General features: G+C 46.9%; 19 protein-coding genes and 1 tRNA gene. 16 read left to right on the top strand and 4 right to left on the bottom strand.

Translation table 11 applies throughout. The features are described from left to right. The 4 genes from LIN78_RS05000 to fabG are packed head-to-tail and all read left to right on the top strand — an operon-like array spanning nucleotide 1 to nucleotide 3,171. Nucleotides 1-1,191, top strand: coding sequence for a beta-ketoacyl-[acyl-carrier-protein] synthase family protein (locus LIN78_RS05000; protein WP_227179108.1), 1,191 nt, complete (start codon nucleotides 1-3; stop codon nucleotides 1,189-1,191). A 4-nt stretch (nucleotides 1,192-1,195) separates the two neighbouring features. Beyond that, nucleotides 1,196-1,987 (top strand): beta-ketoacyl synthase chain length factor, encoded by a 792-nt coding sequence (locus LIN78_RS04995; protein WP_227179106.1) that lies wholly within the window; start codon nucleotides 1,196-1,198, stop codon nucleotides 1,985-1,987. Further along, nucleotides 1,984-2,439 (top strand): hotdog family protein, encoded by a 456-nt coding sequence (locus LIN78_RS04990; protein WP_227179103.1) that lies wholly within the window; start codon nucleotides 1,984-1,986, stop codon nucleotides 2,437-2,439. The genes LIN78_RS04995 and LIN78_RS04990 overlap by 4 nt, the downstream gene beginning before the upstream one ends. 12 nt (nucleotides 2,440-2,451) lie before the next feature. Continuing rightward, a complete protein-coding gene (fabG, locus tag LIN78_RS04985; protein ID WP_227179100.1) occupies nucleotides 2,452-3,171 on the top strand; it encodes a 3-oxoacyl-ACP reductase FabG in 720 nt (239 codons plus the stop codon). Nucleotides 3,172-3,233: 62 nt separating this feature from the next. Here fabG and LIN78_RS04980 read toward each other — a convergent pair whose 3' ends face one another. From LIN78_RS04980 to LIN78_RS04970, 3 genes are read right to left on the bottom strand one after another with little or no spacing between them, the layout of a single operon-like run. Next, complete coding sequence (locus LIN78_RS04980; protein WP_227179098.1) at nucleotides 3,234-3,719, bottom strand: 3-hydroxyacyl-ACP dehydratase FabZ family protein; 486 nt, start codon at nucleotides 3,717-3,719, stop codon at nucleotides 3,234-3,236. Next, nucleotides 3,716-4,960: a beta-ketoacyl-[acyl-carrier-protein] synthase family protein gene (locus LIN78_RS04975; protein ID WP_227179096.1), complete on the bottom strand. Its 1,245-nt coding sequence runs from the start codon at nucleotides 4,958-4,960 to the stop codon at nucleotides 3,716-3,718. The genes LIN78_RS04980 and LIN78_RS04975 overlap by 4 nt, the downstream gene beginning before the upstream one ends. A 20-nt stretch (nucleotides 4,961-4,980) precedes the next feature. Then, nucleotides 4,981-5,241: an acyl carrier protein gene (locus tag LIN78_RS04970; protein WP_227179094.1), complete on the bottom strand. Its 261-nt coding sequence runs from the start codon at nucleotides 5,239-5,241 to the stop codon at nucleotides 4,981-4,983. 232 nt (nucleotides 5,242-5,473) lie between these two features. On the opposite strand from LIN78_RS04970, the gene LIN78_RS04965 reads away from it, so the two are divergent. Genes LIN78_RS04965 through LIN78_RS04955 form a run of 3 tightly spaced genes read left to right on the top strand, consistent with a single transcriptional unit; the run spans nucleotide 5,474 to nucleotide 8,142 of the window. Continuing rightward, the gene (locus tag LIN78_RS04965) at nucleotides 5,474-6,175 is read left to right on the top strand and encodes a lysophospholipid acyltransferase family protein (RefSeq protein WP_227179091.1); all 702 of its coding nucleotides are present in this window, start codon (nucleotides 5,474-5,476) and stop codon (nucleotides 6,173-6,175) included. Between the two features lie 14 nt (nucleotides 6,176-6,189). Continuing rightward, the gene (locus tag LIN78_RS04960; protein ID WP_227179089.1) at nucleotides 6,190-6,972 is read left to right on the top strand and encodes a glycosyltransferase family 2 protein; all 783 of its coding nucleotides are present in this window, start codon (nucleotides 6,190-6,192) and stop codon (nucleotides 6,970-6,972) included. A 36-nt stretch (nucleotides 6,973-7,008) separates the two neighbouring features. Beyond that, nucleotides 7,009-8,142: a GNAT family N-acetyltransferase gene (locus LIN78_RS04955; RefSeq protein ID WP_227179087.1), complete on the top strand. Its 1,134-nt coding sequence runs from the start codon at nucleotides 7,009-7,011 to the stop codon at nucleotides 8,140-8,142. Here the strand turns inward: LIN78_RS04955 and rtcR are convergent. Next, a complete protein-coding gene (rtcR, locus tag LIN78_RS04950) occupies nucleotides 8,139-9,731 on the bottom strand; it encodes an RNA repair transcriptional activator RtcR (RefSeq protein WP_227179085.1) in 1,593 nt (530 codons plus the stop codon). The two genes, LIN78_RS04955 and rtcR, sit on opposite strands and share 4 nt — an antisense overlap. Before the next feature lie 330 nt (nucleotides 9,732-10,061). Between rtcR and LIN78_RS04945 the strand changes: the two genes are divergently transcribed. From LIN78_RS04945 to LIN78_RS04895, 9 genes are all read left to right on the top strand, one after another. Beyond that, nucleotides 10,062-10,126, top strand: a tRNA-Ile gene (locus LIN78_RS04945). A 236-nt stretch (nucleotides 10,127-10,362) separates the two neighbouring features. Beyond that, nucleotides 10,363-11,508, top strand: a complete 1,146-nt coding sequence (locus tag LIN78_RS04940) for a slipin family protein (RefSeq protein WP_227179083.1) — start codon at nucleotides 10,363-10,365, stop codon at nucleotides 11,506-11,508. A gap of 44 nt (nucleotides 11,509-11,552) precedes the next feature. Continuing rightward, nucleotides 11,553-12,764, top strand: a complete 1,212-nt coding sequence (locus LIN78_RS04935; protein ID WP_227179081.1) for an RtcB family protein — start codon at nucleotides 11,553-11,555, stop codon at nucleotides 12,762-12,764. Between the two features lie 77 nt (nucleotides 12,765-12,841). Continuing rightward, on the top strand, nucleotides 12,842-13,729 hold the full coding sequence (locus LIN78_RS04930) for a glucosamine kinase nucleotide-binding domain-containing protein (protein ID WP_227179078.1): 888 nt from the start codon (nucleotides 12,842-12,844) through the stop codon (nucleotides 13,727-13,729). Next, entirely contained in the window at nucleotides 13,726-14,820 is a 1,095-nt protein-coding gene (gene nagA, locus LIN78_RS04925) for an N-acetylglucosamine-6-phosphate deacetylase (RefSeq protein WP_227179076.1), read from the top strand. Before LIN78_RS04930 ends, nagA begins: the two co-directional genes overlap by 4 nt. A 140-nt stretch (nucleotides 14,821-14,960) precedes the next feature. Continuing rightward, nucleotides 14,961-16,712, top strand: a complete 1,752-nt coding sequence (locus LIN78_RS04920) for an NlpC/P60 family protein (protein WP_227179074.1) — start codon at nucleotides 14,961-14,963, stop codon at nucleotides 16,710-16,712. Nucleotides 16,713-16,796: 84 nt separating this feature from the next. Next, nucleotides 16,797-18,470, top strand: a complete 1,674-nt coding sequence (locus LIN78_RS04915; RefSeq protein ID WP_227179071.1) for a type IV secretory system conjugative DNA transfer family protein — start codon at nucleotides 16,797-16,799, stop codon at nucleotides 18,468-18,470. 180 nt (nucleotides 18,471-18,650) lie between these two features. Then, nucleotides 18,651-23,957 carry a PAS domain S-box protein gene (locus LIN78_RS04910; RefSeq protein ID WP_284700244.1) on the top strand — a complete coding sequence of 1,769 codons (5,307 nt, stop codon included), beginning with the start codon at nucleotides 18,651-18,653 and terminating at the stop codon, nucleotides 23,955-23,957. Continuing rightward, on the top strand, nucleotides 23,938-24,894 hold the full coding sequence (locus LIN78_RS04895) for a GGDEF domain-containing response regulator (RefSeq protein WP_227179069.1): 957 nt from the start codon (nucleotides 23,938-23,940) through the stop codon (nucleotides 24,892-24,894). The genes LIN78_RS04910 and LIN78_RS04895 overlap by 20 nt, the downstream gene beginning before the upstream one ends. Nucleotides 24,895-24,919: the final 25 nt, after the last annotated feature.

Here is a 24,919-nt window from a genome sequence, read left to right as displayed (position 1 = left end):
ATGAAACCTTTGTTGATGTCTTCTTATACCGCAACTTCTGCACTGGGGGTCGGTTTAGCTGAACAGATCGCCGCGTTAAAAGCCAAGCAAAGTGGCATTGTGAAGAAATCATGGGAAACCGTTTCTTTCGAGTTCTGCACAGGTGAAGTAGCGGGTGTTGATGAGGTGGTGCTACCAGACGCCGTGAAGCATTTTGATTGCCGCAATAATCAATTGGCTTACTTAGCCTTACAGCAAGATGGCTTTGAAACGGCGGTGCTTCACGCGATTACCAAATACGGCCCCAACCGTGTTGCGGTCTTACTCGGTACGAGTACTTCCGGAATTTTAAGCACCGAAGTAGCTTATCGTGAGCGAGATCCGGAAACAGGGGCGTTACCCGTTGGGCATCGTTATCGCCAAACACAAAATACCTACTCCTTGGCTGATTTTGTGCGTACCTATTTTGGCCTAACCGGGATTGCGAACGTTGTCTCTACCGCGTGCTCTTCTAGTGCAAAAGTATTTGCCGCCGCTGAACGACTCATTGAATGTGGATTAGCAGATGCCGCCATTGTGGGTGGCGTGGATAGTTTGTGTCTAACGACGATTTATGGTTTTTCATCGCTGCAATTGGTATCAGTCGCCCCGTGTAAACCCTATGACGTTGCCAGAAATGGCATTTCCATTGGGGAAGGCGCAGCGTTTGCCTTATTAGAGCAACCTGAGCGGGCGGACGTGAAACAGGGGATTTATCTAACTGGCTATGGGGAAACTAGCGACGCGCATCATATGTCGTCCCCGCACCCGGAAGGATTAGGCGCTCAGCAGGCAATGCGTGCGGCACTCAGCATGGCAGGCTTAACGCCTGCAGAGATTGGCTACATTAACCTACATGGTACGGCCACCCCAAGTAATGATGCTGCCGAAGGTAAAGCTGTGACGGCGTTGTTTGGCAAGAATACACCGTGTAGTTCGACCAAAGGCCATACCGGACACACTCTGGGTGCGGCCGGTGGCTTAGAGGCCATTTTTAGTGCGATTGCGCTTACCGAGGGTTTTCTACCGGCTGGCGTTGGCACAACGGAATTAGATCCAGACATTGCTTGCCATTATTTGCTCGATAATCAGGTAGCGAATATCCAGCATGTACTGACCAATTCATTTGGTTTTGGTGGTAGTAACTGTAGTTTGATTTTCTCTAAGGGATAAACCGATGCGCCAAGTGTTTTTAGAAAGTGTTAGCGTGATTGGCCCTGGTTTACCTAACTGGGAAACGGCGACTAGCGTGTTACGCGGGGAAACGCCTCTTGTGTTAGCCGATGTTGCCTTACCGCCTGCTGCCTTGCTGCCGCCAACAGAACGTCGTCGAACCGGCACGGCAACTCGCTTATCCATGGCGCTAGGCGTCGAAGCGGCAGAAAAAGCAGGTATCGCGCTAGCCGCGTTGCCATCGGTGTTTGTTTCTACTGGTGGCGATTGTGAAAATTGTCACCAAATTTTAGAAACCCTAGCGTCAGATGATCGCTCGATTTCACCGACCCGCTTTCATAATTCGGTGCACAATGCCGCCGCTGGCTATTGGTCGATTGGGGCTAAGAGCATGGAAACGTCGACAAGCTTGTGTGCGTATGATGCGACCTTCGGGGCGGGGCTATTAGAAGCATTGCCTTTGGTGGTGTCTTTAGACAAACCAGTCCTCTTAATTGCGTTTGATTCTGCCTATCCAGACCCATTAAATGCGATTCGTCCGATTCCTTATCCGTTTGGGGTGGGAATGGTATTTAGTCCGGTACAAACCGCCCAATCTTTAGCATCTGTGCGTTTTGCATTAACCGATGAGGCGAGCGCCCAGATGGAAGATGCGGCGTTAGAAGCGTTACGCCTAATGGTGCCGGCAGCGCGAGCTTTACCGATGTTAGCTTTATTAGCAAATCAGACTGCTGGGCGAGTAGTGGTGGATTATCTAGCGCCATCGCAATTAGCCATTGAGGTGACTTGCCTATGAGCCTCCCAACGCAGCTAAGCCATGAAGAGATTCAGCAACGGATTCCTCATAAAGGCACTATGTGTTTGCTGGATAAGGTGGAAGCGTGGAGTGCAGATGAGATTGTCTGTTCGGCAACCTCGCATTTAACGAGTGATCATCCGTTAACAGCGGAAGGCCGGTTGGGTGTATCGGCGATTATTGAATATGCAGCGCAAGCGATGGCCGTACATGGTGGATTGCTGGCGGCGGGAGCGTCTGCACCGGCGGCGGGGTATCTCACCAGTATTCGGCAAGTGAAATGGTATTGCGACCGACTAGATACGCTAGGCGTGTCGATGCAAATTCGTGCGACCCGCTTATCGGGCGATCAATCGATGGTGATGTATGAATTTACCGCCCATGCAAATGAAGTGTTATTGGCGGAAGGCCGCCTAAGTGCGGTCTTGGATATTCGCTCGTTAGCGATGTAAAAGGGTTTGGAATTGAAAAAAGCGTTAGTCACGGGTGGTAGTGGGGCAATTGGCGCGGCGGTTTGCCAAAAGTTAGCCAGTATGGGGTTTCACGTGGTGATTCATGCGAATCGCCAGCGAGACCGGGCGGATGCATTAGCCGCTGACATTACCGCCGCGGGTGGTGCAGCAGACGTTATCCAGTTTGATATTGCCAATGAAGCCGCTACACGCACCGCACTAGAGGCTTTGCTAGAAAATGGCCCGATTCAGGTTGTCGTGAATAATGCGGGTATTCATGACGATGCGGTGTTCCCCGGTTTATCTAGCGAGCAATGGCACAAGGTGATTAATGTCTCACTCAATGGCTTTTTCCATGTGACCCAACCCTTAATGATGCCGATGATTCGCACCCGTTGGGGTCGCATTATCAATATTTCTTCTGTGGCGGCGATTGCGGGGAACCGTGGTCAGACCAACTACGCGGCAGCTAAAGCGGGGCTACATGGTGCGACCAAATCGCTAGCAATGGAAGTGGCTAGCCGAGGCATTACGGTGAATGCCGTTGCACCGGGGATTATTGAATCGGACATGACGAAAGATGTGTTTGATAAAGACATGATCAAACAAATGGTGCCGGTACAGCGAGCCGGCCGCCCAGAAGAAGTGGCTAGTTTGGTCGGTTTTCTGGCTTCTGAAGAAGCCGCTTATATTACTGGTCAGGTGATTTCTGTGAATGGTGGGATGATTTAATCATCAACCTTCTGCTGCCCCATGCCCACGCAAATGTCGGCATTGGGGAGTGGTGTTTTGGTTTATGCGAGCGCAGGGGTTTCCGCATATGCTATCGAAATCTCTAGCTTTGCGACTTCTACGTCGCCCACTTTGACTGTTGCTGCTGCGAGTGTGATTCGTTCGGCAAACTGCCTACATTGAATATGAAAGACGACTTCCTCTTCTGGCCTGACAGGTGCTTTAAACCAGCAGTTTCGTGTACCGGCCAACATCCCTAATTGGTCTTTAGGTAGGCTTCGTACATAAGGGTCGCCCGCCAATAAACCTGCGCCAGCAAGCTGGGCGAGTGCTTCAATGAGCATGACACCCGGCACAATCGGAAGCGTTGGGAAGTGGCCTTCAATAATTGGATTCTGACGATCCCATCTGGCTTTTCCAACAAAGGTATGCGGCCCTTCAATGGTCAAACTATCATACGCCACAATACAACCACGATGAGGCAACAACTCGCGAATCGCTTCTGCATTCAGTGAGAATGGATACTGCAAGTCGTTGTTTTCACTCATGCGGAGTATTTCCGTGCAATCAGGGACGCATTACTTCCGCCAAACGCAAACGAGTTCGACATGACTGCCGATAATGCCCCGGTATTCCTTGCTGTGTTGGGAATAAAGTCGAGATCACAGGCTGCATCAGGCTCGGAGAGGTGAGCCGTTGGGGGCAAGATGCCTTGGTTCATCGCCATCACACTAATTAGAAACTCGACAATACCACTTGCTCCAATTAAGTGACCATGTAGCGCTTTGGTCGAACTAACCGGCAGATTGGCAGTGTGCGCGCCAAAGGTGGCTTTGATCGAATCCGTTTCGGTAATGTCGCCAGCTTGGGTCGCGGTGCCATGCGCATTCAAGTACTGAATGTCCGATGCGTGAAGACCTGCCTCAGCAAGTGCCATTTCCATCGCGACAATTTGTTCTTCGGAAGAAGGCGCGGTGAGGTGGGCCGCATCACTGCTATAGCCATAACCAGCGACCTCCGCAATCACGTTAGCACCTCTCGTGATTGCGCGATGCTCCGCTTCTAAGACGATCGCACCGGCACCTTCCCCCATCACAAACCCACAGCGATTGGCTGAAAAAGGTTTGCAACTGGTGGCAGGGTCTGTTGCGTCTGGCTTCGCCATCACACGTAGTGCGTTCCAAGCAAGCATGGCACCCGGGGTCAGCATGGCTTCTGCGCCCACCACAATCGCAGCATCTAGATAACCGTGTTTGATGGCTCGGAAGGCTTCACCAAGCGCAATTGCCGAAGAGGCACAGGCAACCGAGTAGGTATTGCTGGGCCCTTTAAGACCAAAGTGCATCGATAACGCTGCGGCTGGCGCATTGGCCATCATGCGGGGGACAGAGAGTGGATGTAGGACAGGCAAGGGTTTGCTGGCGCTCGCGGCGGCAATCAGTCTATCGTATACGCCATCCACCGTTTGCGCACCGCCAAAGCCAATCCCAACAAATACCCCAAACCGACGAGCATCTGCGGTTGGGGTTTCTATGTTGGCTTGTTGCATGGCTTCTAACGCGGCAACCAGGCCAAATTGGGCGGCGCGGTCTAGCCCTGCAAACGCGGGGGGAAGTAAAGACTGTGGGTTTTCGGATGGCGCTACCACTAAATTCGGTAGCCACTCATGCATTTTGCCATCCGGCTGTTTGATGCCGCTTTTTCCTGCAATGGCAGATGCAAAGGTGGAATTTGCATCATTACCAATGGGGGTGATGGCTCCGATGCCGGTGATCAGTACTTTCGCCACGTTGAGCCAGCCTTAACGAATTAAAGGGAAATCATTTCGCCATTATTATTGGCGCGAATTTGTTTCTCGATGTCGTCTAACATGCCTTGGTAAGACATCTTCAAATAACGCATTGGGTCATCTAATTGGAACCCACATTTGTCTTCAATTTCAAACAGCATTTCGACCATGTCTAATGAATCTAACGCTAAGTCTGCAATCTGCAAATCAGGCTTATCGAATAAGGCCGCATCTTTTTGTTTGATGTTGATCAGATAGTTTTTAACCAAAGAATTTAACATGTTCTGTGCTGAATTTAACATTTTGGAGAGGGGTGCATTATATAGTAAAATGGCATAACACGCTGCTACGCGGCGGGCTTCATCTTGTTGTTTTTGCTCAAATTAGTTTCTGATTAATAGCAGATCTGGGTTACACGGCAAAGACAACTTTACCCCCAACGAAAATTCTTACACCGTGCGCCGACTTTTACAAATTGTTCTCTTTTATCTGATGCTGTTCTGGCTTGGGAGCATGTTGTTAATAGGAAATGCACTTGTATTGCCTTTACTACCTTTCCCTAATTCGTTTCATGCCCGATTAGTACAGTTTGCGATTAGCCGCATTTGCCGGATATTTTTTGCTGGTTGTCGGTTCTTTGGTTTGTTGTATTGCGATTTGTCCGCGCTAGATGAAATCAATCGCCGGAAAGGGTTAGTGGTGGTGCCCAACCACCCTGCAATGATTGATGCGTTTTTAGTGTTGTCCAGAGTGAATCGGATGATCTGTATCATGAAAGGCAGATTAGAAACGAACCTTTTCTTAGGTGCAGGTGCCAAACTAGCGGGCTATGTGTCGAATCGCTATACCGAGCGGATGCTTAGAGAGGCGATTGCCAAGGTAAAAGCAGGTGATCATTTACTTCTGTTTCCAGAAGGGACGCGGACGACGGAAACCCCGGTGAATACCTTTCATGGTACGGCGGCGTTAATCGCCAAAAAAGCCAAAGTGAATTTATTGCCAGTGTTTATTTATACCAATTCACCTTACCTGACCAAGTCTTGGCCGATTTGGAAACCACCGCAATTTCCCGTGTGTTACCAAGTGAAACTTGGTGAGGAAATTGAAGCCAGTGGTGTGGTGGCAGAAACGACAAAGCGGCTACAAGATTTGTACCAAGACCAACAATTTATCGATTTGCGGTATACGCTAGATCGCCAACTTCGTTCTAAATAAAAAGAAAGCGCATTATGTCGTCTTTGCCATCTGCAACCCATTTGGTGCTGATCCCTAGTTACAACCCTGGTAAGAAAATTTTGGAGACGATTCGCGCCGCACGCGAGGTATGGTCGCCGGTATGGGTTGTCGTGGATGGTAGTACCGATGGCAGTACTGAATGGTTACGCGAGCTGGCCAAAAACGATGATGGCTTAACCATTTTAGAACTGCCCCAGAATGCCGGCAAAGGTTCTGCAGTATTGTTTGGATTAGATGAAGCAGCCAAACAAGGTTTTACTCATGCACTCTGTATGGATGCCGATGGCCAACATCCGGCGGATCTGATTCCTGCTTTTATGCAGGCATCGCAAACCCATCCAGAAGCCATGGTGCTAGGCAAACCTGTATTTGATGCGAGCGCGCCCGCTTTACGGGTAAATGGTCGGAAAGTGTCTAATTGGTGGGCCAATTTAGAAACCATGGGGATGGGTGTTGGGGATTCCTTATTTGGCTTCCGAATTTATCCAGTGGCAGCCCTGCGAGACATTATGCATCGCCAAAAGTGGATGCGCCGGTTTGATTTTGACCCAGAAGCGGTAGTGAGGCTCTGCTGGTATGGCGTACCGCCAATTAATTTCCCTGCGCCAGTCAAATATTTTGAAGCTTCTGAGGGCGGGGTATCGCACTTTAATTACTGGCGAGACAATAAATTATTAACGTGGATGCACTTCCGTTTAATGGTTGAGTTTATGATTCGCTTACCAGTACTTGCTGTGAAGCGAATGGGGTATCAGCGAATTCCTTTTTCTCGTTAATTTGCCGCTGGCTGTGATGTCTAAGAGGAGGGTGTGATGCAACTAGAAATGGTGTCTTCAATTGCTTCCGTATCTGAAGAGAAATGGAATGCACTGGCAGAAGATCAACCCTTTTTGCAGCACGCTTTTCTCCATGCTTTAGAGACCTCACAAAGTGTGGGGCAAGCTGCCGGTTGGCAAGTGGCGCATGTCACGCTGAGTGAGCAAGGTGCCTTAAAGGCAGCGATGCCGCTCTATCTTAAGAGCCATTCTTATGGCGAATATGTATTTGATTGGGCGTGGGCGAATGCCTGCCAGCAAGCCGGTATTCCTTATTACCCAAAACTACTCTCTGCGATTCCTTTTACGCCGGTGACCGGACACCGGATAATGGCTGAAGACCAATCACACCAATGCTTACTAATTGATGGCGTGATGCAATTTGCCGAAGAGAATGAGCTCTCTGGCTGGCATTTGCTGTTTGCTGATGATGCGCCCGAAGCGGATTTGCTCGAACGCGGGTGGTTGACCCGTAAAGGGGTGCAGTTTCATTGGGTGAATCGTGGGTACAGGGATTATGAAGACTTTCTTTCTACCCTACGAAGTGAAAAGCGGAAGAAGCTAAAACAGGAACGCAAAAAAGCGCAATTTGATGGGGTCGAGATTATCCGAAAAACGGGTGCGGCGATTACGCCCGAAGATTGGCAATTTTTCTATCGTTGCTATCAAGAAACCTACTTAGCCCATCGATCTACACCGTACTTAACACCTGAATTCTTCCTGTTATTGGGAGAGAAAATGGCAGATAATTGTTTGCTGGTGCTGGCGTACCATCAAGGGAAACCCGTTGCGGCGGCGCTGAATTTATATGATCGTACTCGCTTATATGGGCGCTATTGGGGATCGGTTGCTTGGTTGCCTTCTTTGCATTTTGAACTGTGTTATCACCAAGGCATTGAGTTTGCGATTGAGCGCGGCCTACAGGTCTTTGAAGGTGGCGCACAAGGGGAGCATAAACTCGCCAGAGGGTTTGAAGCAGTAGAAACTAGCAGCTGGCATTGGTTACGCCATGAGGGCTTATCTAATGCAGTTAGCCGATTCCTCAACCACGAGCGGCAAGGTATTGGGCACTATTTAGATGAGCTCGCTGAGCGAGCGCCATTTCATAGTGATGGCACCGTTTCTCCTTAAATGCTTGGGTGAATTCGTTCCCAGTCTAAGCCAAATTTGGCGAGGTATTTTTTTAGCCGATCAGCATCGTTGGCTTGCTTTTTTTGTGTACGAGAGACCGCAAATAATTGGCGCCCCGCGTCGGATAAACTGCCAGCCGACTCACATACACGTAATACGCCATTGAGTTGAATACGATCAAACTCATCTAATGCTTCCGCTGCGTCTTTCAAGTAGATGCTCGCTAAATCTGTCGTCGGGCGATGCCACTGCTTTTGCATCCGCGTGACTTCCGTTTCTACAATACGCTCTGTGATTCGTCCTTGTTCGGCGAGTGTCGCCATTCTGGTGATGGATGCTCCGAATTCTCGAAAATTACCTAGCCACTTGGCACTGGGGTGAGTAGCAAAGGCAAGGTAACGTTGTTTTGCCTCGGTATGAAAACGAACTTGCTCGCCCAACTCTTGGCTGACGCGGGCTAATTCAAAGGCAAGGTTTGGTGCAATGTCTTCTTTGCGTTGTGCTAAACCGGGGAGTTCGTATGACCAAAGGTTTATCCGTGCGAGTAAGTCTTCTCTAAAGCGGCCTGCTGCTACTTCACTGAGTAAATCGCGATTTGTCCCCGCGATCAGTTGAAAATCACTTGTCGTTTCATGGTCACTACCAAAGGGGTAAAAGCGCTTTTCTTCAATTGCTTTTAGCAACATCGCTTGTTCATCTAATCCTAGTTCGCCAATTTCATCTAAAAATAAAACGCCGCCATCTGCCGCTTTTAATAAACCCGGGCGGTTTTGCAGTGCACCGGTAAAAGAACCTTTAATGTGCCCAAATAGTGCAGGCATGGCGCTATCGCCACGCAAGGTCGCGCAGTTGACTGCTATTAACTTGCCAGACAGTCGCTGGCGTTGTTGTTTGAGTTGAAAAATTTGCTTGGCAAGAAATGACTTCCCTGCACCGGTCGGGCCAGTTAGCAAGATGGGGGCGCGAGATTTTCCAGCAATTTGTTCAATTTGCTCGATCATCTGGTTAAACACCGGGTTTTGTGTGGCGATTCCCGCTTTTAATTGCGCAAAGGTTTGTGCTTGTTCCTCTTTAAATCGATGCGCAATTTTGGCATAGCGGGTTAGATCGAGATCGATGATTTCATATTTCCCCATGGCGGCTGGTTGATCATCTTGCTTTGCAGGCGATGTTTGGATTAGCCGGCCGGGGATGTGACGACTTTCGGTGAGTAGATACCAGCAAATCTGAGCGACATGGGTGCCTGTAGTGATATGGACTAAATACTCTTCATTGACCGGGTCAAATGGATATTGACGTACAAAGTCATGTAATGAGGTATAGACCTCTTCAAAATCCCATGGATTTTTCAATGGATTAAAGTGTGCTCTTACTTCTGTATTAGGGGAAAGAAGGTGGAGGTCATCCCTTGTGCGTTCAACAAGCCTCTTACTATGCATATCATGCAATAACTCTAGTCGATCGATTGTCAGCGAGGGTTGGTGGCAAAGCGAAATGGTTGGCCGCCAACGATCCCAGCGTTTACTGCCCTTGCCAACAAAATCTAATGTACTACCAATAAATCCAATCACCACCAAACGTTTTTTCATGATTATCAATTTTTATAAATAACTATAAATAAATATATATAAATTCTATTGTCATGACAAGGAGGTCTTTTTGGTAAATATATTTTATTCAATAAAAACAATGAATTAAAAATATTTAATGCAAATTTTAAGGGGCTGGCACGCCTATCGCATAAAGAAGGTTGCCAAGAGAAACAATGGCTCACTAGCGGTGGCGGGTCTGTATCCCGCGCTGGCAGTTAGTTCCCTTTGTAAAAGGTCGTGAGCTTGCTGTGCCGTGAACCATTGCTTGGCAAAGTCGGGATACCTAGGTAGGTGAAATGTAGGTTCGATTCCTACTTATCCACACATGGAAAGCTCAACTGGTAGAGCAACGATCTTATCAATCGTTTGTCGCGGGTTCGATTCCCGCTCCACTATGAAATGAAGTAGTAACCGGCAGCACGTAAAGGGTTGGATTACTTTACCGTTCTCGCGCCGAGGGTTCGGATGGGTAATGAGCAAGTCTTTGTGCCGTCAATGCAGAAGCAAGCCGTGTGAGCAGTCATCACAAATAAATGGTTCTGTGTGGCTAAACAAAGATTCCCTCATCGCTCCTCCTGACGCTTCGCAACAGATCGATGCTGCCGGCTCGTAAAAAAGGATTGAAAAAATGAAATGGAAATTTACCAAAAAAATGTGGCATGTAAAAAAACATGAGCGGGGCATCTTGTTCAAAGACGGGGATTTTGATTCGATTTTATTACCTGGTGAACATACACGTTGGGATTTGAAAAATCGCTATACCGTGCAGATTGTGGATATCCATTCTGCTAAGTTTGTCCATCCATTAGCCGATTACTTACGTCGATATGAACCGCAGGTTGTGGAAACGCATTTTGACGCGCTGACGACAGATATCCAAGCTGTCGGCTTACGATACGAAGACGATGCATTGGTTGAAATCATTCCTCCTTCTGCCAAGCGCTTATATTGGAAAGGGTTAAAGTCTCAGCGTTTTGCCTACGTGGCGTTAACTGAGCTAAAAGTATCGGCTGATGTATTAACGATACTAACCAAGCCCTCTCTGCGTGCGCATGCGATTGAAGGGTTGGGCGGAATTTTGCAGGTGACTGTACCAGCCTATGCGCAAGGGGTGTTGCGGGTAAACGGAAAAGTGGTCGAGTTATTATCGGCTGGTTTGCATGGATTTTGGCAATTTAACCGCGATATTACCGTAGATATGGTTGATACCCGGATGCAGGCACTAGAAATCAATGGGCAAGAAATTTTAACCAAAGACAAAGTAAACCTACGGATCAATTTGACTGCCATCTGGCAACTGACGGATCTTCTGTTGGCCTATGAAAAAAATGCGAAGCCAGCCGATTACTTGTATCGTGAATTGCAGTTTATTTTGCGTGAATTAGTGGCGACACGAACCCTTGATCAGTTGTTAGAGGACAAACAAGCGCTAGATCAACTGATTGCAGCCCGGTTTAATACCTTACCGGGGGAAATGGGGATTGAGCTATCGCGCGTCGGTATCAAAGATATTATCTTGCCGGGAGAAATGAAGACCTTGATGGCACAAGTGGTGGAGGCGGAAAAAGCGGCAGAAGCCAATGTGATCCGTCGACGGGAAGAAGCGGCAAATACGCGAACCATGCTAAATACCGCCAAATTAATGGAAGAAAACCCCGTCACGATGCGGTTAAAAGAATTGGAAACCTTGGAGCGAATTGCCAATCGGATTGATAAATTTGCGGTGTATGGTGGTTTGGATCAGGTACTCAACGGTTTAGTAAAGATTGGTTAGTAAGCAAATACAGTTAATAACAAGAAGAAATGAAAGAATTAAAAATGACATATCAAGTATTACAGTCTGAAAAAGGGAAGGCCATCAAAATGTGGACGGATGGTGTACCGGTTGAACTCGATGCACAAAAGCAATTGATGGATACCGCAAAAATGCCATTTATTTTTAAACACATGGCGGTGATGCCAGATGTGCACTTGGGAAAAGGTTCTACGATTGGTAGCGTGATTCCAACCAAGGGAGCCATTATCCCCGCTGCAGTTGGTGTGGATATTGGTTGTGGAATGATGGCGGCGTGCACCACCTTAACCGCCAGTGATTTACCCGATCATTTGTATCAGATTCGGTCTGCCATAGAAACAGCCGTACCGCATGGAAGAACGCCGGGCGGGCGGGATAAAGGGGCGTGGTCTGATCCGGGATCAGAAGTCGATGCCATGTGGGCCGCTTTGCTACCTGGATTTAAAGCCATTACGCAAAAGTATCCGCATTTAGAAAAGACCAACCACTATAAGCATTTGGGTACCTTAGGAACGGGGAACCACTTTATTGAACTGTGCCTAGATGAGCAAAACCGGGTGTGGATTATGCTCCATAGCGGATCGAGAGGCGTGGGGAATGCCATCGGTAACCACTTTATCGAACTTGCCCAAGCGGATATGCGACAACATATCGCCAATTTACCCAATCGGGATTTGGCCTATTTTGAAGAAGGTAGCCAACACTACAACGACTATGTAGAAGCCGTAGGGTGGGCGCAAGATTATGCCCGGCGAAACCGGATGGTGATGATGCAAAACGTGATTGCCGCGTTAAAGCAGGTAATTAAAAAACCATTTGATGCGACAGTGGAAGCCGTGAATTGCCACCATAACTATGTGCAAAAAGAAACGCATTTTGGACAAGAGGTATTGGTGACAAGAAAAGGGGCTGTTTCTGCGCAAAAAGGGCAATTGGGAATTATACCGGGGTCGATGGGGGCGAAAAGCTTTATTGTGAGAGGGTTAGGAAACGAAGAAGCATTTTGTTCCTGTAGCCACGGCGCTGGTCGGGTAATGAGCCGTACGCAAGCGAAAAAGAAATTCACCGTCGAAGATCAAATTGCCGCCACGAAGCATGTGGAATGTCGGAAAGATGCAGATGTAATTGATGAAATTCCGATGGCGTATAAGGATATTGACGCGGTGATGCATGCCCAACGAGATTTAGTAGAAATTGTGCATACATTAAGGCAAGTGGTTTGTGTGAAAGGCTAGACGTATAGCGTGGGTATTGGGCGTTGGCGATGGATAGCGTATGCTGGCGCCCATCTCTGAAATAAAGACGAATTAGCATGTCGATAAATTATTTGGTAGCAGTAGATGGGGGTGGTTCATCTACGAGGCTTGCCCTCTATCAACTAGATGGCACCTTACTTGCGCGCGTAGTGGGTGGCCCCTCTGCTTTAGGGCAGGGGGTAGACCAAGCTTGGCATACGATCTTAACGCTGTTAACCGATGCAGCCGCAGAAGCAGGTATTGCCGAGGCAAAATGGTCCACGTTTGCCTTAGGATTAGGGTTATCTGGCGTACATCACCAACCATGGGCAAAAGCATTCTTGGCGCATCAGCCAGGGTTTGGTTTCATTACGCTAACGAATGATGTGCACAGTGCCTTACTAGGGGCGCATGATGGTGAGCCCGGTGTATTAATGATTGCTGGTACCGGTAGTGCTGGTGAAGTATGGGATCAGCAAGGCCAAGTGCGAGAAGTGGGTGGCTGGGGATTTCCAAGTGGCGATGAAGCAAGCGGTGCTTGGATTGGATTGCAAGCCGCGCAGTTACTACAGAAGGTGATGGATGGTCGACTTCCTCCTTCGCCGTTATCGAATGCCATCATGGCATTTTGTGGTGATCATCGTGCCGTGTTTCAAACTTGGTTAGCTAGTGCTGGTCAACACCAGTTTGGCCAACTAGCCCCCATTGTGGTTAGCCAAGCCCATCTGGACCCGCAGGCAGATGCAATTTTAAATGCAGCGGCAAAAGAGATAGAACGCCACTTAGTGGCGCTAGACCCTAGCGGTTCATTGCCCATTTGCTTAGCCGGCGGTCTGGCTGAAAGTTTGGTTACGCGTTTATCACCTAGTTATCAGGCAAAAATTGTTGCTGCAAAAGCAGATGCGGTCGTTGGGTCATATATCTATTTGCAGCAACAGCTAGCAAAAACGCAGGTTAAGCAATGAGTTTTCTACAGGGAAATATTCTTACGCCGGCTGGTTGGGTGGTTGGGCAAATCGAAATTGCTAGCCGAATACTATCGATAGACGCAACGCCAACGGATCCCACAACCAATGCCTTACCGTATATCCTGCCTGGCTTCATCGACCTGCATGTACATGGGGGTGGAGGCCGGGATGTGATGGAGGGCGGGGATGCGATTCAGACCATCACCACTACCCATGCACGTTATGGTACGACGTCCCTATTAGCGACGACGATGACGGCGCCTGCCAGTGATATTGAGCGAGCGTTAAGCGGTATTGCGGAACAAATGCCCGTATCTGGTGGTGGTGCAAAAGTATTAGGTGTGCACTTGGAAGGGCCATTTATTAGCCCTGCCAAACTTGGTGCGCAACCAGATTACGCGAGTAGTGCCACCCTTGCCGATGTGGCGAATTATGATGCAATTGCCGCGATTAAAGTACTGACCATGGCCCCAGAGTTGACTGGGCATTTAGCCTTAATCAGGCAGTTGGCAGATAAAGGGATTCGTGTTCAGTTAGGCCATAGCAATGCATCTTATGAAGAGGCGTTGGCTGCGCTTAATGAAGGAGCTTCGGGCTTTACTCATTTGTTTAATGCGATGACTGCGTTGCATCATCGTGCACCGGGCCAAGTAGGTGCAGCCTTAGCACATGCGCAATTTGCAGAAATTATCCCTGATTTAATTCATGTACACCCCGGCGCGATTTTATCTGCCTTAAGAGCGATTCCTCAGCTGTATGCCGTGACTGATGCAACGGCCGCCACCGGTATGCCAGATGGCGATTACCAATTAGGGCGTCAAACGGTGCATAAGTGCTTAGGTGCAGTGCGGTTAGCCGATGGCACGCTAGCAGGAAGTACGCTAACAATGGATCAAGCGCTGCGTAACTTGGTCAGTATTGGTTTGCCACTCGCGGAAGCCTCGAAACGACTGTCTAAAAACCCTGCAGAGTATTTGGGTATGGCGGATAGAGGGCAATTGGTGCTCGGGGCATTTTCTGATCTTGTCGTGATGAATAGATCGCTAGCAATCGAACAAGTTTGGATAGAGGGATTACGATTTCTCTAGTCAGATTGTGTAAACAGAACCACCGAGATAAACCCGCACTAGCGGGTTTTTTTACGTATAAAATCTTCATATGTATATTGCATATTTAAATGCTAATGGTATTATTCGCGTTTTATGACAATGTGATGAATGGTGAATAAATGAGTTATGAGTCTGCTCGGTATGCTGCACTTAAGCAGATGGAAGATGTGGTTGGATATGTTTATCTAGATACAAAAGGGTATCCAACGATTGGTGCTGGCATCAATTTATGTAATGGAAAAAACGGTGCCTTTAATGAAGAGAGATGGGCAAAGGTAGAAGAGGCGATTGGATATCCTTTACCAAAATTAAAAGCTGATTTGCAGCAAGTTGGGCATGTCCTACAACATACACCAGATGGTTCTCATCCAAAATTCAAAGATTTTGAAGCTTCTTCACGAGGTAAAGCAATCGGTGAAATAACCTCTTTAAAATTAGATAAGTCAGGTCATTCGTATGTGTTTGCTTCTCCGGAATGGCAAAAACAACTGACATTAACAGATGCTCAAAGTAAAGCGTTGGTTGATCAATTTGCACCTGAATATGAAGCAAAATTAAATAAAAACCTAGCCAAGGCAGGCGTAGAGGTTTCAGCACTTAGCGATGCTCAAAAAGCTGTCATGTTTTCTATGGTGTGGCATAACCCATCCGCTTCTGAAAAATTAGCGCATGCAGTAAAGCAGTACCAAACAAACCATTCAGAAAAAGAATTAAAACAAGCGTTCGATGCAATTGGTCATAAAGCAGGTAGTGGCTTCGATAAGCGATACCATGATAGTGCAGAGATTTTCTTAGGTCATAAACATCTATCTTCTGTAGAAGAGATAGCAGGACAGTCTAAACAACCAAGTCAGCTTGCTGACCCTGTTTTACATCATCAACGTTCCATTTTGGATTATGCAACCCGTAATTTCTCTAGCAAAACCCATGAATATGGCCGTGAGGATATGGCTGGGGAGTTAGTGAAAAATGGTCAGGGAAATAAATTTGATGGTACGCGTTATAACCAAGATCGGGATGGTGACGGGCGTAAAGGCGTTGATTGTTCTGCGCTTGTTTATTACGCGATGAAAGGGGCGGGATACAACATCGAAGAAAAATTTCCAACTCATAAAGATGGTTCGTTTGGATTTACGACACACGCCCTATTTGAAGGGAAGCACCTGACCTCTTATGCCGAAAAGCACTTCGACCGTGTGGGGAGTAAAGAGGATCTTCAACCCGGCGACTTGGTGATGTTTAAAACAGGAAAGACATCACAGCATATTGGTATTTATGCAGGAAAAGATGCGAATGGGCACCCACAGTTTTTTGGGTCGCAATCGTCTACTGGTCCTGCATTAGCACGCTTGGATGCAGATCCTTGGAACAAAGAATACCTTGGCGCTATTCGACCGAAAGATGAATTCCGTCAACCTGGGCTTAGAGAAATTGTAGAAATTAAACCGTCTCTAGACCCTCGTGCGGCTGCAGAAAAAACACCGAATGACCGTGCTTTTGCTGCGTCTCCATTCCTGCCAGAGCGTCAGTATAGTCTGCCTGATTATCTAAAAGGGTTATACGACCAAGTCGCAAAATATACGTCTGACTATCTGCATGGCATGACAGATGATCAGAAACGGAATGTGATGACTTGCATGGCGACGCAAGCCAACGAAATGAAGGCAAGTAAGCTAGATTATGTCCATCAGGCGAAAGATGGACAGTTGTATCACCAATGGGATGAATTCAAAGATGCAAGGGTTGATCCGCATCAGGTTAAAGAAATTCCCGCCGCATCTCAGGTGGCTACCTTGCAGCAAAGTGAGCAAGCAAGGACGCTTCAAGAGAGCCAACAAAAGCAACAGGGTCATCGCGTCATGGAGGTCTAACCCTTCGCTTCACGATGGCTACTAAAAAAGAGACGGCATGCTCGTATAGATGCCGTTTTGTTGTTTGAGTAGGAATGAATTGAGATGTTTGTGGAAAAGAAAAAAGTTATCTCGCTAGCGGCCGTACCGGTAGCGGTGCTTGTTGCGCTATACCTAAGTGGATATTTGTTTTTATTGATGACAAAGTTGCCGACAAGTATTTTGGGGCCAACGACGTTTTATCAGTATTTTGCTCGATACCATGAAGTACCTGCAGTTGCTTGGAAATTGAAGCTGTCTTTAGCGATTGGTGCTGGCGTACCGTTCATCTTGTTGGGCTTTTTACTTTATAAACTGCTCACTAACAGAGACTCGCTGTATGGCGATGCGCGCTTTGCGAGCGTGGCGGACTTGAGCAAAAAAGGGTTTTTTGAACAACAACCGACTAGCGTGGTAGTTGGCAAGGCAAATGGCCGGTTTTTGTATTTCTCTGGGCAACAGTTTCCGTTATTAGCGGCACCTACGCGTTCTGGTAAGGGGGTCGGGATTGTGATTCCTAACCTATTGTCTTATCAAGAGTCGATGGTGGTGTTAGATATTAAACAAGAAAACTTTGAACTAACCAGTGGGTTTCGCCAAAAGTATGGCCAAGAGGTTTACCTGTTTAACCCATTTGCAGAAGATCGTAAAACGCACCGTTGGAATCCACTGACCTATGTCTCTGATGATCCGGATTTTAGGGTGTCCGATCTAATGAGTATTGCGGCGATGCTTTACCCGGTTGGAGAAGATGGGAAAGATCGTTTTTGGATGAATCAAGCGCAAAATATGTTTTTAGCACTCGCGCTTTTTTTGTTCGAGCGACGCGAGCAAAAACGAAAAGACGGCGTGCCTGCCGAGTTACTTCCTGTATGTTCCATTGGTGCGCTATACCGCTTATCTAGTGGAGATGGAACGGATTTACGCGCCTACTTCACCAAGTTATCTGAAATGCCGTTTGTGAGTAGTCGCTGTAAAACAGCATTTGCAGGGATGTTATCGCAAGCAGAGGAAACCTTTTCGAGTATCTTGGGGACGTTTAAAGAACCATTATTGCCTTGGTTAAACCCGATTACCGATGCGGCAACCGCAGCAGATGATTTTTTGCTCACCGATGTTCGTAAGCGAAAAATGACGATTTATATTGGTATTCAGCCTAATAAATTGGCAGAAGCCAGATTAATTATTAATCTATTTTTCTCGCAATTGATTAACATTAATACCAAGGAATTACCGCAGAACAACCCAGAGTTGAAATACCAATGTTTACTATTAATGGATGAGTTTACCTCAATTGGGCGAGTAGACATTATTGCAAAAGCAGTGAGCTATATGGCGGGCTATAACATTCGATTGTTGCCAATTATTCAGTCTATTTCGCAATTAGATGGGACATATGGGCAAGAGCAAAGCCGGACGTTGATGACAAACCATGCCTTACAAATTTTGTACACGCCAAGAGAGCAAAAAGATGCCAATGAGTATTCGGAAATGCTGGGTTACCGCAGTGTACGCAAAGAAAGCGTCTCGCGCGGGCGTGATGTCAGCAAAACCGAGTCGGATGAAAAACGTGCGTTAATGTTGCCGCAAGAACTAAAAGCAATGAGCCAAGATAAAGAGATTTTCTTGTGCGAAGCGTTAAGTAGCCCGGTCATGTGCGAGAAGATTCGTTATTACCAAGAACCGGTGTTTAAAGAGCGTTTAATTCCTAAAGCAGATATTCCTCTGCTGACCTTGTAATTGGTACTGTTCATTTATCGAGGCAGATTGTGTCTGCCTCGTTTCACGTGAAACGCTTTATTTTGGCGTTACCTAAAATATCCTTCGTAAAAAGTCATTAATCCTTCGATCTGCCTTTGACTTGTACGGTACGAGATCTATTATTCATAGAGAACACGATGAAATATAAAGGTTTTGTACATGCTACCGGGCAAGGAAAAAAATCAGGCCAACCTTCCGTTGTACGTCTTATTGGCGGGTATTTTGGTCACTGCACTCGTTACTTTTTTGGCAGACTACCAAAATAAGCGACGCGTAAACAGCCAGCTAATGGCAGATGTGGATCACGTTGCCGATACCATTGAGTCCCGTATCCAAGCCTATGAGCATGGATTACGTGGGGCGAGGGGTAGCTATATTACAGCCGAAACCTTAGTGATGAGTCGTGAACAGTTCTACCATTACATGCAAACACGTGACATTGCAAAAGAGTTTCCGGGCATTCGGGGCTTTGGCATTATTAACCGGGTACGGCCTGAAGAGTTAAATGGCTTCTTAAAAGATGCTAAAACAGAAATTGATGCGAGTTTTAAAATTCACGGGTTTACCCAGCATGTGGGTGACCAATATGTGATTACCTTGGTGGAACCGCTGGCGAAAAATAAAGCAGCGGTGGGTTTAGATATTGCCTCTGAAGCGGGACGGTATGAGGCCGCTCACAAGGCAATGTTAACAGGAACTTCTCAGCTAACCGCGCCAATTACCCTTGTACAAGCTTCAAAAGTGAAGCAACAGTCTTTTCTATTCTTACTCCCGATTTACAAGGGAATAGTCGACCCTGGCAACCCAAAAGATAGGGAAAAACTACTCACCGCTTGGGCTTATGCGCCACTTAGTATGTCTGATTTATTGGGGGATTTACTCAGTAAGGGGCGGCTATCGAAAGCACATATTACGGTGTCGGATATATCGGATAAGCATCGTCCGATTCAATTCTTTGCTAAAGGGGAGGACGAGGAAGACAAACATCTTAGCAAAGACGCGGTGCAGTCCTATGAGAAAACTTTTTTTGGCCGCAAGTGGCAGTTCCAGATAGACCCGCATGCGGATTACATCGACACCATTTATCATTTCCCCTTAGGTATTCTCTTTTTCACCGGTGTGGTGGGTTCTGTCTTAATGGCGTGGGTGGTACTACTTTATGCAAGAAACCGCCAGCGGGACAAAGACTACGCCAAAGTACAAGCCAATTTAGCTGCCATTATTACGAATTCGGTTGATGCCATTATCGGGAAAGATTTAACCAGCCGTGTCACTAGTTGGAACCCTGCTGCTGAAAAACTGTTTGGGTATTCTGCTGCTGAAGTGATCGGACAATCGGTGGTTGGGCTGATTGTGCCGGAAGAATTATCTGGCGAAGAGCTGAAATGTATTCACCGAGTCGGCAGTGGTGAGCAGCTAAGCAGTTTTGAAACTAAACGTTTACACAAAAGTGGCCGCCCATTTGATGTCACGGTATCGATGTCGCCTATTCGCAATGAAGTAGGTGAAGTGGTGGGGGTCGCCTCGATGATTGCAGACATTACGGCGAAAAAAGTGGCGGAAGAGGAAATTCGCCGTTTAAATCAATCGCTCGCCGAAGAAGTGGCGAAGCAATCTGACGAACTCAATAAAACCACGAAGAGTTTACGCACCATCATGGATGTGATGCCATCGATGATTGGTTATTGGGATAACAATGAAATCAATGTGGTTGCCAATGCAGCGTACCACGAGTGGTATAGCATCCCGTTTGGGGATATGCCTGGTATGAGTGTTGAGCAAGTCTTAGGGGCTGACTTATACCGAATTAGCCGTTCTAAAGTGAAAGCCGTTTTGTTAGGAGAGGCGCAACGCTTTGAGCGCGTATCAAAAGGACCTGATGGCAGCGTTCATACCTTTATGGTGAATTACTTGCCAGATTTTCAAGAGAAGAAGGTAATTGGTTTTTATGTGATCTATCACGATGTAACGGATGTGGTAGAGAGCAAAGAACAATTGGCGTTGGCATTAGAAGAGAATGATCAGTTACTAAAAAATATTAATGAACAACTGTTGTATTCAGAAACAGATGCTGCCGGCAACATCATTGATGTAAACGAAAAGTTCTGCAAAGTGCATGGTTATACCAAAGAAGAGATCATTGGTAAAAATCATCGTATCTTGCAATCTGGGTTCCAATTACCCGATTTCTGGGAAAATTTCTGGATGCATTTGGTCGCCGGCAATACCTGGCATGGTGAAATTGCCAACCGGACGAAATCTGGCGAAATACGTTGGTTTGATAGCCTGATTACCCCGATCATGGGGGCAGATGCGATGCCAGAAAAGTATATCGCACTGCGCATTGATATTACGGAACGTAAACAAGTTGAGGAAGAAGTAGAGAAGGTTAACCTCGAACTGAAAAACTTACTCAATGCAGCATCTGAAGTGGCGATTATTGCCGTAGATAAGCAAGGCACGATTACGCTCTTTAACAAAGGCGCGGAAAAAATGTTGGGCTATACCGCGGAAGAGTTGGTGAGAAAAAGTACGCCAGCCAGATTCCATGTGATGGAAGAGGTGCATCATGCCGGTGAAATGCTCTCTGCTAAATATGGCATGCCAATCGCAGGCTTCCGTATTTTTGTGCATGAGCCGGAAATCTTTGAAGTACAAACCACCGAATGGACGTTTGTCCGTAAAGACGACAGCAAACTAACGGCTGCTCTCACGATTACGCCTGCTAGAAACGCGAGCGGTGAAATTATTGGCTATTTGGGCATTGCGCGGGATGTGACCAAAGAGAAAGAGCAACAGCGTGAGATTGTTCGTACCTCTGAGCAGCTAGGGCTTGCGGCAGAAACCGCCCACTTAGGCATTTGGACGTGGGTACCAGGTTCGGAAATGGTTCAAGTCAACGAAGAATGTCTTCGTATGTATAACTTGCCCATGGAAAATCTAGACACCGGCGTCGCATTTAGCCATTGGCGAACATTAGTACACCCGGATGATTTAGGGGATATTGAGCACCATCTTAAAGAGCTGATGGATGGCACCGGCGATTATGATGTGGAATTCCGGATTGTGATTCCAGAGTTGGGAACGCGATATATCAAGGCGGGTGCTTATGTAGAGCGAAATACCGCGGGATTACCCGTTTTAGTGATTGGTACTAACCAAGATATCACCGTACAAAAGCAGTTTGAAAACACCTTGGTAGAAGCCAAAACACAAGCCGAACAAGCCAGTGAAACCAAGAGCCGATTTATGGCGAACGTTAGCCATGAAATTCGTACACCAATGAATGCGGTACTAGGGATGCTACAACTATTGCAGCAAACCGACTTAACCCAACGCCAATTTGATTATTCTGAAAAAGCGCGACAAGCCGCTAGATCGTTATTAGAGCTATTAAACGATATTCTCGATTTTTCTAAGATTGAGGCAGAAAAACTGACGCTAGATGATTTGCCATTCCACTTAGATGAGATTCTAGACGATGTAGTACCGGTGATCTCCGGTAATTTGAATAATAAACCGGTTGAATTGTTGTTTGATATTGATCCAGACATCCCGAGTGGATTGATGGGCGATCCGCTACGCCTAAAACAAGTGATTCTGAACTTGATGGGGAACGCGATTAAATTTACGGCACACGGGTTTGTGTCTTTATCTATCCGCTGTTTATCAAAAGAGAACTATGCCGCCAAGATTCGCTTTGAGATTCAAGACTCGGGCATTGGGATTAGTAAAGAAAGCCAAGAAAAGATTTTTGAAGGCTTTACGCAGGCAGAGACCTCTACTACCCGCCGATTTGGTGGTACAGGGCTTGGCTTAGCAATTAGCCAGCATTTAATTCATTTAATGGGCGGCCACATTACGCTAGAGAGCGAGCTTGAAAAAGGCAGCTTATTCTGGTTTGAATTAGATATACCGTTTATGAGAGAAGACTCTACGGTATTGGATGTGCCGGGGCTAGACAAACTACCAGATCAGCCACGCGTGCTGATTGTGGATGATAACCCTGTGACTCGTATCATGATGGAGCGCTGTATTGGATTCCTCGGTTGGCCATTTGATAGTGCGACAGATGGCTTTAGTGCATTAGACAAATACAAAATTTCGGTGAATGAACGGACACCTTACGATGTGGTACTGATGGACTGGTACATGCCGGGAGAAGATGGATTAGAAACGGCTAATAAAATCCGGCAAGTGTCACTGAGTGCGGATCATCCGTTTATTTTAATGGTGACAGGTGTCGGCCATGACATGATGCACCTAGAGCAAGAGCAAGGCCCTGTGCCGTTTAATGGGCTAATGCCAAAACCCTTTACCCCTGTGCACTTAACCACCAAATTAGTGAAAGGGCTGACTGGCCATGCCGAGATATTTGAAGGGATGGTGGTGCATGATAAAGATGAAAAACCGCTGAAAGGGATTCATTTACTGGTGGTAGAAGATAATGCTCTAAACCGGATGATTGCGCATGAGCTACTGATCGCAGCTGGTGCATCGGTGGTATTGGCTGAAAATGGGCAAGAGGGTGTAGAGAAGGTATTGGCGGGGGATGAAAAATTTGATGCGGTGCTAATGGATCTGCAAATGCCGGTGATGGATGGATTTGAGGCAACTCGTCAATTACGTTTGCACCCAGAACTCCAAAAACTGCCAATCTTGGCAATGACCGCGAACGTATCTATTACCGACCGTGCAAATTGTTTAACGGCAGGGATGAATGGCCACATTAGTAAGCCAATTGAGATGCGGGTGGTGATCCGTACTATCTTGGATGAACTGAAACGCCATGTGCCAGATGAGTATCAAGTGGATGTTCAGCCAACCATCGTGCCAGAACAAGCGACGGGCTTAGTGGATGATAAATCTTTAATTTTGATGCGATTTAGCCAGAACGAGCAAATCTTCCACGCCTCTGTTTTAGCGTTTCCTGATGAAGCCAGTAAGTTATTAGATGAGCTGGAAAGCTACGTGGCGGAGAGCCGAATTAAAGAGGCGAGAATTTCGATCCACTCTTTGAAAGGAATGTCTTCTACCGTTGGCGCAAGAGAGCTATCTGAACGGGCGAAATCATTAGAAGCTGCGTTTAAATCGACCGATAACCCGACCACGATGAAAGACAATCTGAAAGCCGAATTACCAAGACTGCGTCGCTTACTGCAAGAGAGTGTGAATCTCTTGATGCAATATTTGCCTGAAGATCAGCACCGTAAAGAAGAGAATACAAATCGCCTTGTTTCTAAAGCGGAATGTATGAAAAAGCTAGAAGCGGTAGAGCAGCAATTGGCTTCTTTTAATTTACAAATTCTCGATGACATCGTATTGTTGACCGATACCTTACCGGTTATTGTGGATCATCTTACTGCACAGTTAGTCAGGTTAATTCAAAATCTGGATTTTGCTGCTGCCCAGCAAGTGCTGAAAGAAATACAAAAAGGAATTATCAGTGCTGACCTACCTGAATGAATTTTTAAAGACCCACGGCATTCGCCCGAAACTACTGATTGTGGATGATCAGGTAATGAACATTCAGGTGATTCGCGAGATTTTCAAAGCGGATTACGATGTGTTTTTTGCGATGAATGGTCAGCAAGGGATTGAACAAGTCAGAAACCTGATGCCCGATCTGATTTTATTGGACGTGGTGATGCCAGATATGGATGGCTACAGCGTCTGTACGTTGTTAAAGGATGATCCCGCTACGGCAAATATCCCTATTATTTTTATTACGGGTAAGCAAAGCCAAGATGACGAGTTAGAAGGTTTTCAACGCGGCGGTTCGGATTTTATTACCAAGCCAATTAACCCATTGTTGGTGCAAGCTCGGGTAGCCGCGCATTTGGCCGGTAAATTGCAAGCCGATCTGCTAAAAGCGCTGACCAGTATGGATGGGTTAACTGGCGTAGCAAATCGAAGCCGCTTTAATGAAGCTTATGAAGCGAATTGGACAAGCTGCATTCGTCAACAATTGCCTTTGAGTTTAGTGTTTGTCGATATTGATTTCTTTAAGCAACTCAATGATGCAGAAGGCCACAGCAAAGGCGATGAGTGCCTAAAGCAAGTGGCTCAGATCATGAAGCAAGTCTGCCGCCGTCCGATGGATTTGGCTGCGCGTTATGCCGCAGAAGAGTTTGCGCTGGTTTTACCGGGGACTTCGTTAGAAGGCGCAACGCTGATTGCAGAGGAAATCCAAAAGACCCTTGCGACTGCCGCCATCCCTCACCCTGATAGCAAAGTGTCAAAACAGGTGACCTTGAGTATTGGGGTGGCAACCGTGACACCGAATGAAAAAGCGCAAAAAGAAATCTTGATTCAGTCGGTCGATTTGCAGTTGTATCTTGCAAAAGAAATGGGCAAAAACCAGATTAGTGTGATTGATTTGGACGAGCACCAGGCAGGCTAATCTATGCGCTGTGTTTGAACAAAAA

The organism is Leeia speluncae (genome assembly GCF_020564625.1).
GTDB classification, from domain to species: Bacteria; Pseudomonadota; Gammaproteobacteria; order Burkholderiales; family Leeiaceae; genus Leeia; species Leeia speluncae.
This window is presented reverse-complemented; position numbering and strand designations above follow the sequence as displayed.

What these genes read in the sequence shown, in the direction of transcription:
- LIN78_RS05000 (WP_227179108.1), top strand. Translation starts at nt 1, where the DNA reads ATGAAACCTTTGTTGATGTCTTCTTATACCGCAACTTCTGCACTGGGG.
- LIN78_RS04995 (WP_227179106.1), top strand. Translation starts at nt 1,196, where the DNA reads ATGCGCCAAGTGTTTTTAGAAAGTGTTAGCGTGATTGGCCCTGGTTTA.
- LIN78_RS04990 (WP_227179103.1), top strand. Translation starts at nt 1,984, where the DNA reads ATGAGCCTCCCAACGCAGCTAAGCCATGAAGAGATTCAGCAACGGATT.
- LIN78_RS04980 (WP_227179098.1), bottom strand. Translation starts at nt 3,719, where the DNA reads ATGAGTGAAAACAACGACTTGCAGTATCCATTCTCACTGAATGCAGAA.
- LIN78_RS04970 (WP_227179094.1), bottom strand. Translation starts at nt 5,241, where the DNA reads ATGTTAAATTCTTTGGTTAAAAACTATCTGATCAACATCAAACAAAAA.
- LIN78_RS04965 (WP_227179091.1), top strand. Translation starts at nt 5,474, where the DNA reads ATGTTGTTAATAGGAAATGCACTTGTATTGCCTTTACTACCTTTCCCT.
- LIN78_RS04960 (WP_227179089.1), top strand. Translation starts at nt 6,190, where the DNA reads ATGTCGTCTTTGCCATCTGCAACCCATTTGGTGCTGATCCCTAGTTAC.
- LIN78_RS04955 (WP_227179087.1), top strand. Translation starts at nt 7,009, where the DNA reads ATGCAACTAGAAATGGTGTCTTCAATTGCTTCCGTATCTGAAGAGAAA.
- rtcR (WP_227179085.1), bottom strand. Translation starts at nt 9,731, where the DNA reads ATGAAAAAACGTTTGGTGGTGATTGGATTTATTGGTAGTACATTAGAT.
- LIN78_RS04940 (WP_227179083.1), top strand. Translation starts at nt 10,363, where the DNA reads ATGAAATGGAAATTTACCAAAAAAATGTGGCATGTAAAAAAACATGAG.
- LIN78_RS04935 (WP_227179081.1), top strand. Translation starts at nt 11,553, where the DNA reads ATGACATATCAAGTATTACAGTCTGAAAAAGGGAAGGCCATCAAAATG.
- LIN78_RS04930 (WP_227179078.1), top strand. Translation starts at nt 12,842, where the DNA reads ATGTCGATAAATTATTTGGTAGCAGTAGATGGGGGTGGTTCATCTACG.
- nagA (WP_227179076.1), top strand. Translation starts at nt 13,726, where the DNA reads ATGAGTTTTCTACAGGGAAATATTCTTACGCCGGCTGGTTGGGTGGTT.
- LIN78_RS04920 (WP_227179074.1), top strand. Translation starts at nt 14,961, where the DNA reads ATGAGTTATGAGTCTGCTCGGTATGCTGCACTTAAGCAGATGGAAGAT.
- LIN78_RS04915 (WP_227179071.1), top strand. Translation starts at nt 16,797, where the DNA reads ATGTTTGTGGAAAAGAAAAAAGTTATCTCGCTAGCGGCCGTACCGGTA.
- LIN78_RS04910 (WP_284700244.1), top strand. Translation starts at nt 18,651, where the DNA reads ATGCTACCGGGCAAGGAAAAAAATCAGGCCAACCTTCCGTTGTACGTC.